This window comes from Reyranella sp. (genome assembly GCF_004297405.1).
Lineage (GTDB): Bacteria > Pseudomonadota > Alphaproteobacteria > Reyranellales > Reyranellaceae > Reyranella.
Map to the genome: position 1 here is coordinate 1 of NZ_SCVC01000048.1, position 11,427 is coordinate 11,427.

Here is an 11,427-nt window from a genome sequence, read left to right on the forward strand (position 1 = left end):
CTTGACTTATTCTAAAGGGTCAACAATGACGCACATAGGCGTTCTGGGCACGTCTCTAGCGTGTTTGGCAGCGATGTCGTTCTCTGCAATGGCAGCTGATCCTGACGGCATCTGGTTCCGTAATGACGGCAACGCAAAAGTGAAGATAGCTCCCTGTGGTGAGCAGCTTTGCGCCACAAACCTTTGGATAGGAGATACCAGCAAGGGTGAAGAAGTAGGCGACAAGCTCATTATGACATTGCGGCGCCAGTCGGCCACCGAGCTAGTTGGCAAGGCGTACGATCCCAAAAGAGATAGAACGTACTCGATGACGCTCATAGTGGGGCAGGCCCGACTGGTGACGAGGGGGTGCATTCTTGGTGGTTTGTTGTGCAAGGATGTGAGCTGGACGCCTACTCAATGAATATTTTCGGTCATCAGCTCTTCAGAAGCGTTCTTCATGTAGTTTTCAGGAGTTGAGCTTCAATGGCAGGGCGCAGATCGCTGCGAACGCATGGTTGGTCAAGAGCAGAGCCGCGGTCTGTACGTACAGGCGGTGCATCATCTTCGACAGCTCTCATCCGATGCACTGCGCTAGCTTTATCTGAGTCCTACGTTTCACGAGCGAAGATACGTGATGCGATCGTCATGCACCTGCGACCTGCTCCCTGCTCCCTGCGCGAGCGGGATTCTCTTCCACGATCGACACGTAGCGCTGCCAACGCCGGTAGATGAGACACCTACTACACAAAGATGACGGGAAACGCCCCGCAAACGCGTGGCCTTGCCGCCTTTCGGCATGCAGGCCTGTTCTCTCTCGTTAGCGAATCGACTTGGATTTTCGCAGGAGGCGCGACATGGCAGAGATGACATACAGCCGGCTCCAGACCACGATATCGTTGATCGGCTTTTTGGTGTTGGTCGTTGGAGGTGGCCTGGCGATCGGCATGGTGACCGGTCCCGACGAATGGTTCGCCAGGCTCGCGAAGCCATCGTTCAATCCACCGAACTGGGTGTTCGCACCAGTGTGGAGTTCTCTTTATGTGATGATCGCTATTGTAGGTTGGCGCATATGGCAAAATGGGTCTTCTGGCGCAAGAACCAAGCTGGTGTGGGGGCTGCAGTTAGCCCTTAACTTTGTTTGGAGCCCGATCTTCTTTATCGCGCACCGCATTGATTTGGCGCTGGCTGTGATCGTGCTCCTGCTGCTCAGCATCATCGTCTTCATCGCTCACAATCTGAACGGAGATCGCGTTGCTGCATCTTTGTTCGTGCCGTACGCGCTTTGGGTTGCCTTCGCAACATCGCTAAACTATGCCTTGCTGCGCCTTAATCCCGCAGCTTGAGTTTTGCGAGATTCACCACTCAAATCGCCACGAGAGCGCGGAACCGACGACGAACTGGTTACGCGATCCCGCTGGGCCTTGGACGAGTGGAGAGGTAGCAGCCGTGTCGGCGAGGTAGTTGTAGCTGCCAAAGGCGACCAAGCTGAGTTTATCGTTGATCCGCCAAAGTGCGCTCACGCCTACACCAACACCGCGTAGACCAGCTCCCGGATAATACTGCGCAAATCCGGAGTTGAAGGATTGCGCAGCATTGATCCCAAAATAGACCTGATTGAAGGTTGCGTCGGTCACCGAGAGGCGCGGACCGCCGGAGAGAAACAGACTTTCACTAAGTCGCAATTTACCGTCGAGCAGTGCGTCGAATACTAGACCGTTGCTGCCACCCAACCCGCGGCGGAGTTCGATCTTGGCCGCGAACCAGGGATGGTCGTAACGCAGAAAGCCGCCACCCTCTACGGTGAAAGGGACCGTGCCGGTACCGTAAAGGCCAGGCCCATCCCATTCGTTGCGCGGGAAGCGATAGCGCAGAATGGGCCCGATCTTGAAGCCCGACGATTCGAACAGCGTTGCGCCCACCCCGTCGCGCGCCGAGATGAAGAACTTGTCGCGCTGGTAACGTAAATCAAGGTTGGGAACTGGGAGGACGCGATAGTACTTTCCGCCCTCGAACCAGGGCGCCATGACCACGCCGGGGCCGATGTCGAAAGTCCAGTCGCGCGGCGGCGGGCCGGAGGGCTCGCTTCCAATCGAAGTTGGCTGAGCCCAAGCGGCGCCTGGATACAAGAAGCCGAGCCCGGCCAGAATCAAACTTATACGACGACCCATTCCCTTGATTTTCCCGTATTGCCGAGCTCAATACGGTGAGGCGACGCATACGGATCAGTCTGAATGCATATCTCCTGACCTCGCTTTCGGGGGCACTTCTCTGGGTGATTGCGCAGGGACGAGAACGGCATCGGTTCCGTCACCTATCGCAAATAGTAGGGGTGTTACACGATCAGGACGGGACCTCGCCCCCTTCTAGGCCACCTGCCCATCGCTATGTTTCCCACCGCCATCATCAACGCCAAGGCGGTTGAGAGGGCGACCGAATGGAGCTGGTTCTTGCGGAACGGTATCCGATCACGCTCGACAAGCTGCTTGAGCGATTGCCGGCAGGCTGAACTCGGCGAGGCGGCGGCCGTGGGTTTCCATCCTTGCGAATCGTCTAAGGAGAAAACTGTAACAACGGGTGCTGAAACCTACCGGAACGGCTGATCAGCTATTCCGGTCGGTGAGCTACGTCAAACGCTGCGTGCACAAAGTGTCTTGCACGTTTCGTCGTCGTCACCGGCGTAAGCAGCGGATTAGACGAGGTGACAGCCCGATACCGCGCAACACCGCTAACCTTTGTAGGCGACCCTTGCATTGAAGCCGCCCTTGCTCTGGTGGTTAACGACGAATGGCTGATCGCCTCGACGCTCGAAATGATGATTCGCGAAATCGGCCATGACGCGGCCGGGCCAGCGGCTGACGTGAGCCAGGCACTGGACCTGTTCGCCGAGCGACCACTTGATGGGGGCGCTCCTCGACGTCACCTTGGGGAAGGAGAAGAGCTTCCCGATCGCCGAGGCACAGGGCCCATAGGGAAGTGAAACCCTCGGCGACCGGATGCAAGCTCGCAAGCACCAGTCTATCGTGGCCGTTGAGCAAGGCGTCGGCGGCGGCCAGCCTAAGGGCCTCTGGTTTGGGTCAAGGAAACCGGGCAGACTACGTGCCCTAAGGTCAGGGGGGGTGGCAATGCCTAATGCCGTGGCTAGCATACCGTCTTGGACATTTGATGACACGTTCGTATCGGCGGAACTCGACAGGCGTCCTTCGCCCGAGCGCGACCATCGTAAGATCAAGCAGGCCATTCAAGAGCTTGCTGTTCATATGGTTGATGGGCCTGAAAAGGTCCTCCCGCGATTCGTTGAACTCGCCATGCAAGTGACAGATGGCGTTTCATCAGGCATCAGTGTTGCCGATCTGAACGCCAGTCCGCCAATTTTCCGATGGGCCTTCCTGAAAGGAACGCTCGCGGCCTTTGAAGGGGCGACCACACCTCGGGACCATAGCCCATGTGGCGTCACTTTGGATAACGACAAGGCTGTCCTGACCCGTCACTCCGAGCGCTACTATTCCTGGATCGCGGACGTGAACGTCATTCTTCCCGAGGTTCTGCTGGTGCCGCTGCATCGGGGCACCGAACAGCTCGGCACTCTCTGGATCGTTTCGGACGAGCTAAGCCATTTCAATCGTGGTCACGTTGAGGCGGTCACCGAGATCGCGGCGTTCGTCAGCATAGCGCTGAGGATGCATCAGACAGAGACCCGACTCTCGCAGGCCCTTTCCGAGCAGGAATCGCTCGCCAAGGAAATGAGCCATCGCGTGAAGAATGTGTTCAACATCGTCGATGGGATGATCCATCTTGGCGGGAGGCGGGCCGAGACCACGCACGAACTGACGCAAGCATTGTCGGGCCGCGTGCGAGCACTGGCCGTCGCTCATGGAATGATCAGACGCTCGTTTGCAGATGGGTCTCTGCCGATTCGGACTGCCGATATGGACACCTTGATCGGCGCGATCATGAGACCTTACGAAGATCCTAAGCGCTCAACGCGAGTGATTACGAGGGGGCCTGACGTTTCGTTCGGCGAGCACACCACAAACGCAATCGCCCTTGTCCTCCATGAACTTGCAACGAACGCCGCAAAGTACGGGGCGCTGAGTCGCGAAACCGGTACGGTCCAAATTGACTGGTCTACCAACGCGACCACTCTTACGCTTAAGTGGAAAGAGCGGGGCGGCCCCATTGTCACGGGTGCTCCCCTTGCGGTGGGATTCGGCAGCCGATTGGTAACAGACACCGTGACAGGCAACCTATCCGGCACCCAGCGCTACGACTGGCAGCCCGAAGGCGTCGAGGTCACGCTTAATATGCCGTTAGAACGCCTGAAGGCGTAACTGCCTGTCGATGATAAGCGCTACTTCTAAAGAAATGAGCGCCAAACCGGAAATGCTCGCCTAAACAAAGCTAGCTTAGTCTGAAGTGCGCCGCTTCGGTGAGGGGCAAGCTGGTCGCGCATGGGAACGGCGGCTCAAGGCGGCCAAGGCGCATCGCCCGCCGGATCGCGATCGCCAGCGATGTAAAGACGGCGCAACGTCGATGGGAAAAGCAGCGCGGCCAGATGTCCGCGGAAAGGGCGGCAATCCGGCCGGCATGACGTCGTGGCGCATAAAGGGGAGACGGCTGTCGCTCAAAGCTGGTTACCGGGTCTGCTGCCTACCATGTTGGCCGAGGTCGGCTTTGAGAACATTGCCAGCGCTACTCGGGTACTGATCCTTCCGCAGGATCTAGCTGCAGATTACTTCATTGGAGCGGCGACGAAGGCTGCCAAGGCAGGCGCAATCGCCGACAGCGAGTTAGAAGCCTGAAAGCTGGGCATTACAAATCTGCGCCAGTCAGAACAACTGTTTGGTTTCGAAGGCTACTTTTTGTTCACGTGCCGGTGATGCAGAAAGAACGTGCCGTTGTCTTGCGTTGACGTCGGCAGCTTAAGGCAACCACCCAACGTGATCTGCGTTGCCATCATCTATGTCGGCAACCCACCACCGCAACCTGCGTGATGGACGCTCCGTCTGGCAGACGCGGCCCATGCGGGCGCTTCCCGAGACGGTGCTGCACCGTGACATTACTGTAGATGCGCTCGTCGTAGGCGCCGGCATCAGCGGAGCAATCACCGCCGATTTGTTAAGCGAGATAGGCTTGGCCGTAGCCATCGTCGATCGACGTGGGCCTCTCAAGGGTTCGACACCCGCCTCAACAGCGCTGCTGCAATACGAGCTCGATACGCCGCTGACGTTGTTATCAAAGCGTATCGGTCAAACGCGTGCCGAGCGTGTCTGGCGCCGGTCGAAACTGGCGCTCGACGCCCTACGTGAACGAGTTCAGCACCTGAACATCGACGCCGACTGTACCGGGCACGGTTCCCTGTATCTCGAAGGCGATGTCCTCAATGAAGGGGGCCTTCGAGCTGAGGCTGAGGCTCGACGCAATGCAGGATTTGAGACAAGCTTCTTAACGCCGAGTGCCGTTAAGGAAACATATGGCATCGGACGGCGAGCGGGCCTGTTTGGCTACGGCAACTTGTCTGCCGACCCCCGCCGGCTCGCTGCGGGATTTCTGGGGGCTGCGCTGGCGCGAGGCGCACGGATTTATGCTCCCGTCGACGTCCTGGCGGTAGAAGCAAGCCGCAGCTTCGTGTTGGCATCTACAGATGCAGGCCCAACAATCCGCGCATCGAGCGTGGTATTCGCCACAGGATACGAGCTGCCCAAGGGTGTGCCGCGCAGTGATCACAAAGTCGCCTCTACCTGGGTCATTGTGACAAAGCCGCAACCGCGCCGATTATGGCCGGGACACAGCTTTATTTGGGAGGCGTCGTCGCCCTATCTCTATCTGCGGACCGGGCCAAAGGGGTCGATCATTTGCGGCGGCGAAGATGAAGAGTTCTCCGACGCGGAAACACGAATCGCCGCCACTCCGGCTAAGGTGTCGGCTCTCGAGCGGAAGCTTGGACATCTGCTCCCCCAAGTAAAAGCCAGCGCGATAGGTCATTGGTCTGGAGCATTCGGCATCTCCCGCACCGGCACTCCGTCAATAGGTCCCGTACCTTCCCTGCCGAATTGCTACGCGGTGCTGGGTTATGGCGGAAACGGCATCACCTTTTCCATGATGGCGGCGCAACTTCTGCGGACCGCCATCGGAGGTAAACACGACCCGGACGCTGCTCTTTTTTCTTTTCGACGGAGCTGGTGAGTTATTCTCCGGGACGTCAAGTCGGTAGGCAAGTCCGACGACGAGCCCGATGTCCGATGCCCGATGGCAGACTGACTCTGAACAATCTCGACGCCTATTCATGAGCCACCTACCTCCCATTCAGGCGCGGTCCTCGCTAGGCCCTCTGGCCATTTCGGCTCGCCGAAATGGCTTACGCGATCAATCTGCAAGCGGGCGAGGCATGCCGCCAGCTCGTCATATCGGAACGGCTTGTTCAGGCGCGGCAGGCCCGGCGAGATACCGTCGTTCTCGGCGTAGCCCGAGATGATCAGCACCTGGATGCTCGGCCGTTCCGAAAGAATCGCCTGCGCGAGATCGGCGCCGTTCATCCCGGGCATCAGATGGTCTGATACGACAAGGTCCGGACTTAGTCCTTCCTGCACAAGAGTAAGCGCCTGTTCGGCCGACGCAGCTTCGACCACCGTATAGCCTAGACCGTTCAGCATGCTGGCATGCAACAGGCCGAAACCGTCGAGCCGTGGCATCATCACGTCGGTGACGAGGACATCCGGCCTGGACGCCCGGATCGACTCAAGCGCGGCCTGGCCATCGGCAACGGCTTCGATCGCATAGCCCCTCTCACCGAGCAGGCGTGCCATGTACTGCCGCAGATCTGCGTTGTCGTCGGCGATGAGAATACGCTCGCGTGCCCTTGTCCCTACTGAAAACTACATCCGGCAATACTGATGATGAAGTCCGCTGAGGATGGGCCGCACAATAACCTGACCCGCTCGCTGGACCTGTCGATGGTGTGGCGAATCCTTGTCCAGGGCCAGATGCGTTCGCAGTTCGTTGTAATAGCCGGTATAGGCCGCAAGGATCCGGCGCAGGTGGGCCTCGCCGATGATAATGGTATGATCGAGGCATTCCCGGCGGATCGAACCGATCAGTCTCTCCGCATGCCCGTTCTGCCAGGGTGACCTCGGGGCGATCGGGTGATCCCGTATGCCCATGGCTGCAAGACGCTTCGTGACGGCACGACCGTAGCATCCGTCACGATCCCGGATCATGTAGTCCGGCGCTTCATCCCAAGGGAACGCATCCGTGAGCTGGCGGGCGATCCAGTCTGCTGTTGGATGGTCGGTGACGCTCAGCGAGATCAGGCGCCGCCGCTCGTGCCGCAGAATAACCGAGACAAACAGCAACCGAAAGCCGACGGTGGGCACGATCAGGAAGTCCATCGTGCCCATGCCTGCCGCATGGTTGTGCAGAAAGGTCTTCCAAGTCTGCGATCGCCCTCGCCCACTCTTCGCCATGTACTTGTCGACTGGGCGACCTCGATGCCGAGCTTGAGCAGCTCGCCGTGGATGCGCGGTGCACCCCACAGCCGATTGGCCAGGCTCATCTCTCGGATCAGCCGGCGGATCTCCACCGGAACTTTTGGCCGCCCACCCCGAGCGCGCGACTTCCCGCGCCAGTACAGTCGGAAGCCCGTCCGATGCCATCGGATGATCGTCTCCGGATGAATAATCGTGACGGCGTTCAAGACCGACGGAAACAGGCGATACAGCCAGACGAAGAGCAGTCGATCGGCAACCGCCAACTTCGGGTTCGAGGGGACGCGCCGTCGCAGCACGTTCAACTGATGTCGCAGCAAGATGATCTCGGCTTCCAGCCGCGCCTTCGTCGTGAACAGCGAGACCACGACGTGGAGAAGCAGACTCAGGAACGCGATCATCGAGGATCAGCCTACCTGATCTCCCCCGTCACGTCAGCGCGGATAGAGTATTCGGTAAGGACACCCCGATGATCGCTCTTCGCTCGATCTTTTTCAGGACCAAAGACAACGATCATCGGCCACCAGAAGACAGAGAGATCCAGCCGCGTTAGTTGGACTTCGTGCCTTCAGCGAAATTCAAAAGGCAACACCTCTCAACGCCAAGTCCCCGAAGCAATCGCGTGGACGCAACTCGAAGATCAATCGTCTTCAAATTTGAATGAGACCCTGACCTTGGCACGATAGACTTCGACTTTGCCTTCGCTAACGGTCATATCAAGTTGGCGGACCTCAGCAACTCGCAAGTCGCGCAGGGATTTACCAGCCCGCTCGACGGCGGCGGCCGCTGCTTTTTCCCACGATTCCGTGCTGGTTCCGATCAGTTCAATGATCTTGTAGACGCTCTCGGTCATTGGATTCCCTCCTGCATTATCACGAGTTGATCGCGGTGCTTCTCCTCTCGGCGTCGCGGCGCTTGCCGCATTCTTTCAGCATCAAGTCGTAGTGCTTCGATTGGGTCGGAAGCGCTGAGGCTTGGATCGCCCCGGGGCGCTACCGCTTGACTTAGGAGTATACGCTATCGAGCGCGCCAGAACCGAGAAAGGTGCGATTGGCCCCCTTGGCAGGTTAGTTTAGAACAATGTGAGGCATTGGCGAGTCGCTCTTGCCTCGAATTCTTAGTCGTCGCGGAAGTCCGATGGGCTCTTTCCGGTCCAGCGGACGAATGCGTGCCGGAAATTCGCGGCGTCGCTATAGTCGAGACGCGCTGCGATCTCCTCGTTGGTCATTGGCGTGTTACGCAGATATGCGACGGCCAGCCTCTTCCGGACTTCGGCTACACCTGCCGGTACGTCAGCTGCTCTGCCTCGAGCTTACGACGCAATGTGCGCGAATTCATCGACAGCGTCGCACTTATTGCTTCGATGCTCGGAAAATGTCCTGGGTGTTCGACAAGGTTACGGCAAACATCAGCGATGACGCCTCCATCCCGATTCACCTCGTCGAGAAATCGCCCGCTCTCGCTGAAGCCGTCCGTCGTCAGGTTGGCATAGGCCAGAGAAGGATTCGAGACGGAAACCAGCCGGATCTATAACCTTCGTCGAGGTGCACTGGATCGTTGTCGCTTTTTCGAAGACCTTTCAGCTGCCCCCTGGTGACTGCAGTTCTTTCAAGAAAAAAGCTGGCGTGCCCCTAACGCACCACCAAGCCGATCTTGGTGTACTCGGTGCAAATCAGCCTTTTCGTACTGAGTAGCGCTGAAGAGTGTGCGGCCTGCAACTTTTGTTTACCCTTTATCGGTTGGGTCGTAGCCGTAGTCGAAGGTTAGCTCCTCGCCGCTAGACAGGCGGCAAATAGACCATGCCTCAATCATCCAGCGGTCATGGACTTGGACCATGCGCCATTCACAGTTCGGCTCCGGATCGTGATTGATCAGGGAGATATGACCGATAGCGACAAGACCGCGTTGGGAGCAGAGAGGATGGTCAAAGTAGTTGCCGTTCAGGACAGTCTCGGTGACGTGCTTGATGTCCCGCTTGGGTAACTCCCAAGTGAAGCAGTCATCGATCTTGGTGCGCCGATCGATGATAGAGCAAGCAGTGAGCCCGAGGCCACGACCAGGGATCGCGGCGACCTGATACGGTCGGACGGTCAGAGGGATGGCAACACGCTTCACTTGGTGGCGCGTCCTCCCAACGTGCGAGTTCGCTCCGCCAGACGTTGCTCTTTGACGTACACCATGTTGGAGGCTGCGTACGCGCTCGATCTCGGAAACGAGTTCGTTCCCGTCGTACTCGAACGCAGGCCTGGGCTTCAATTGTGGAGATGCGGCTTCTGGAGCTCTATGTAATCGCAATGGGCCTACTTCTTCCCGGACAGCCGCGTGTAGATGAGGAGTTGGCAATACCCGATCGCCCTGTGGTCTATCAAGTGTTCGAAGCATTCTAGACACTGCCCCCGCCTGGATTTCATCGAGGCACTTCTAATCGGCGCGGAGCCGGCAAATTCGGAACTGGTCGGCGATCGAGGCTTCGCATTGATTGTCGGAGGAATAGCGAGCGTAGAGGGCGACTTTCATCGGACGGCACTCCTCAAGAGCGTCAGGAGCGATCCGCGCGGCGCTCCTCCATCATCTTGTCGTACCATTGCCGCTCGGAGCGCCGCGCGAGCAATTTTACCAACCCACCAGCCGCGAATCGGGAACCGCGCCAGTGGATCTAGTCTTAGGCGCCGACTCAATGGCCGATGAGACTTCTCGGTCTCCAGTGGGTGGTCTTTGGAGCATGACGCGGCGCCTTTTGCCATGAATTGCGCTGGCGACCGTCGGTCTGCCTGTCTCGCAAGAACCGGTAGCTTGCGCTTGGCGAGCGACGCACGAGTCGGAGCAAACCTCAACACACAAGTCGACAAACTGTGTGGGAAATGGAGCCGGAGCCCCCGGAGGCTCCGGCTAGTCTAGGGAGGAAACGCCTGAGGCGTTTCGCTCGGCAAACTGCTCCTGGGTCAACCCCTGCCGTTGGCGCAGGCGCTTGACGTTCTCGCCAACTGGGGTGCGCATTTCCATACGCCCAGATCAGCCCAATCAAGACCGCGGTTTTACTTACAAAAATCCGTGCTTGGCTCTGGACTTCACGGCCAGACGAAGCGAATGGGACGGCGTCGCTAGTCGTTAATTCGGAGGCGTTGATGGCATGAGGTGAGCCGCTGTTGGTGGATAGCCTGGAGAACCCGTCTCGGATCACTCCCCTGCTCCGCCAAAGCTCAAGCCGGCTCGCCGGCCAACCAGGCTACCGCGAGGCGCTGCTCCAAGAACAGGTCCATGCCGTACCGCAGTGCCTGCCGGGCCGCACCATCGACCCAGCGTTCCTAGGACTAAGGGCCGTCTGCACCGAACTGCCGCTGCGCGAGGATGTGGGAAGATATGCCGACAACCTGCTGATCAACCCGGAGGGGCGGATCTGCCTGGTGGAATGCAAGCTCGGTAGAGTACGTTGGGCATCTGCTGGCGCGACGTTTCTCACTTAGGCTGGTGCCGCTCTTACAGCGTAAGCGCCTGCTCTTTGTCCCTAATGCTGCCCTGCTCGTTCTGTACGCTACCCGGATGTTCGGTCAGATCCTCAGTGTGGCGCCGGGTTGAGGGATAGCTTGCCGGCTTTCCGGCACACCTAGCAAGTCCTCGAGAACCAACCCGCCTGGATGGCTGAGATCGCCCAGCCACTTTACGCGTACCTTCCGTGCCGTGACCGGCATCAACCCGTCGCGTTATCGCGCGCTCGTCGCGAGATGACTGGCTCCCGAACTGGAGCCCGACTATCGAAGTACGCCAAAGTTTCCAGGTGCCGAGAGCGCGTTCGCGTCAACGCGGCCAAGGTGAAGGTGCTTCCTCTTGAGTGGCTAATTGTGCGGCGGAACTCGTGAAGAGCCATACATCTCCGCCTGCGGCACGACCTTCGTTAAATACAGCTACAGCGCGCGCGCGATCGCCAATCTTCCAAAAGGCTTCGGAAACATCTCGATACACCATA

The 11,427-nt window shown here is 58.6% G+C and carries 13 protein-coding genes and 1 pseudogene; 6 read left to right on the top strand and 8 right to left on the bottom strand.

Annotation, left to right across the window (positions count from 1 at the left end):
• Positions 1-88 precede the first annotated feature (88 nt).
• Positions 89-403, top strand: a complete 315-nt coding sequence (locus EPO50_RS30655) for a DUF2147 domain-containing protein (protein WP_367268083.1) — start codon at positions 89-91, stop codon at positions 401-403.
• 433 nt (positions 404-836) lie between these two features.
• Entirely contained in the window at positions 837-1,325 is a 489-nt protein-coding gene (locus EPO50_RS30660; protein WP_296350780.1) for a TspO/MBR family protein, read from the top strand.
• A 12-nt stretch (positions 1,326-1,337) separates the two neighbouring features.
• Here the strand turns inward: EPO50_RS30660 and EPO50_RS30665 are convergent, their stop codons facing one another.
• Together EPO50_RS30665 and EPO50_RS30670 are read right to left on the bottom strand one after the other, a co-directional pair.
• Positions 1,338-2,150, bottom strand: coding sequence for a MipA/OmpV family protein (locus EPO50_RS30665; protein ID WP_296350782.1), 813 nt, complete (start codon positions 2,148-2,150; stop codon positions 1,338-1,340).
• A gap of 557 nt (positions 2,151-2,707) precedes the next feature.
• Positions 2,708-2,902: a hypothetical protein gene (locus EPO50_RS30670; RefSeq protein WP_296350784.1), complete on the bottom strand. Its 195-nt coding sequence runs from the start codon at positions 2,900-2,902 to the stop codon at positions 2,708-2,710.
• A 202-nt stretch (positions 2,903-3,104) separates the two neighbouring features.
• Between EPO50_RS30670 and EPO50_RS30675 the strand changes: the two genes are divergently transcribed.
• The 3 genes from EPO50_RS30675 (at position 3,105) to EPO50_RS30685 (ending at position 6,165) form a co-directional block, all read left to right on the top strand.
• Positions 3,105-4,310 (top strand): HWE histidine kinase domain-containing protein, encoded by a 1,206-nt coding sequence (locus EPO50_RS30675; RefSeq protein WP_296350786.1) that lies wholly within the window; start codon positions 3,105-3,107, stop codon positions 4,308-4,310.
• A 324-nt stretch (positions 4,311-4,634) separates the two neighbouring features.
• Positions 4,635-4,781: a hypothetical protein gene (locus tag EPO50_RS30680; protein WP_296350788.1), complete on the top strand. Its 147-nt coding sequence runs from the start codon at positions 4,635-4,637 to the stop codon at positions 4,779-4,781.
• A gap of 160 nt (positions 4,782-4,941) precedes the next feature.
• A complete protein-coding gene (locus tag EPO50_RS30685) occupies positions 4,942-6,165 on the top strand; it encodes an FAD-binding oxidoreductase (protein ID WP_296350790.1) in 1,224 nt (407 codons plus the stop codon).
• 98 nt (positions 6,166-6,263) lie between these two features.
• On the opposite strand, the pseudogene EPO50_RS31635 reads toward EPO50_RS30685, so the two are convergent.
• From EPO50_RS31635 to EPO50_RS30720, 6 genes and pseudogenes are all read right to left on the bottom strand, one after another.
• Positions 6,264-6,833 (bottom strand): annotated as a pseudogene (locus tag EPO50_RS31635) (response regulator); the annotation flags it as partial.
• 21 nt (positions 6,834-6,854) lie between these two features.
• Complete coding sequence (locus EPO50_RS30700; protein WP_296350792.1) at positions 6,855-7,376, bottom strand: integrase core domain-containing protein; 522 nt, start codon at positions 7,374-7,376, stop codon at positions 6,855-6,857.
• Positions 7,355-7,864 carry a hypothetical protein gene (locus EPO50_RS30705; protein WP_296350794.1) on the bottom strand — a complete coding sequence of 170 codons (510 nt, stop codon included), beginning with the start codon at positions 7,862-7,864 and terminating at the stop codon, positions 7,355-7,357. The genes EPO50_RS30700 and EPO50_RS30705 overlap by 22 nt, the downstream gene beginning before the upstream one ends.
• Positions 7,865-8,103: 239 nt before the next feature.
• Positions 8,104-8,316: a dodecin family protein gene (locus EPO50_RS30710; RefSeq protein ID WP_296350796.1), complete on the bottom strand. Its 213-nt coding sequence runs from the start codon at positions 8,314-8,316 to the stop codon at positions 8,104-8,106.
• A gap of 264 nt (positions 8,317-8,580) precedes the next feature.
• A complete protein-coding gene (locus tag EPO50_RS30715) occupies positions 8,581-8,691 on the bottom strand; it encodes an AraC family transcriptional regulator (protein WP_296350798.1) in 111 nt (36 codons plus the stop codon).
• 497 nt (positions 8,692-9,188) lie between these two features.
• Complete coding sequence (locus EPO50_RS30720) at positions 9,189-9,578, bottom strand: SET domain-containing protein-lysine N-methyltransferase (protein ID WP_296350799.1); 390 nt, start codon at positions 9,576-9,578, stop codon at positions 9,189-9,191.
• 1,031 nt (positions 9,579-10,609) lie between these two features.
• On the opposite strand from EPO50_RS30720, the gene EPO50_RS30725 reads away from it, so the two are divergent.
• The gene (locus EPO50_RS30725) at positions 10,610-10,927 is read left to right on the top strand and encodes a hypothetical protein (protein ID WP_296350800.1); all 318 of its coding nucleotides are present in this window, start codon (positions 10,610-10,612) and stop codon (positions 10,925-10,927) included.
• Positions 10,928-11,427: the final 500 nt, after the last annotated feature.

What these genes read in the sequence shown, in the direction of transcription:
- EPO50_RS30660 (WP_296350780.1), top strand. Translation starts at nt 837, where the DNA reads ATGGCAGAGATGACATACAGCCGGCTCCAGACCACGATATCGTTGATC.
- EPO50_RS30715 (WP_296350798.1), bottom strand. Translation starts at nt 8,691, where the DNA reads ATGACCAACGAGGAGATCGCAGCGCGTCTCGACTATAGCGACGCCGCG.
- EPO50_RS30685 (WP_296350790.1), top strand. Translation starts at nt 4,942, where the DNA reads ATGTCGGCAACCCACCACCGCAACCTGCGTGATGGACGCTCCGTCTGG.
- EPO50_RS30655 (WP_367268083.1), top strand. Translation starts at nt 89, where the DNA reads ATGGCAGCTGATCCTGACGGCATCTGGTTCCGTAATGACGGCAACGCA.
- EPO50_RS30675 (WP_296350786.1), top strand. Translation starts at nt 3,105, where the DNA reads ATGCCTAATGCCGTGGCTAGCATACCGTCTTGGACATTTGATGACACG.
- EPO50_RS30680 (WP_296350788.1), top strand. Translation starts at nt 4,635, where the DNA reads ATGTTGGCCGAGGTCGGCTTTGAGAACATTGCCAGCGCTACTCGGGTA.
- EPO50_RS30705 (WP_296350794.1), bottom strand. Translation starts at nt 7,864, where the DNA reads ATGATCGCGTTCCTGAGTCTGCTTCTCCACGTCGTGGTCTCGCTGTTC.
- EPO50_RS30700 (WP_296350792.1), bottom strand. Translation starts at nt 7,376, where the DNA reads ATGGGCACGATGGACTTCCTGATCGTGCCCACCGTCGGCTTTCGGTTG.
- EPO50_RS30665 (WP_296350782.1), bottom strand. Translation starts at nt 2,150, where the DNA reads ATGGGTCGTCGTATAAGTTTGATTCTGGCCGGGCTCGGCTTCTTGTAT.
- EPO50_RS30710 (WP_296350796.1), bottom strand. Translation starts at nt 8,316, where the DNA reads ATGACCGAGAGCGTCTACAAGATCATTGAACTGATCGGAACCAGCACG.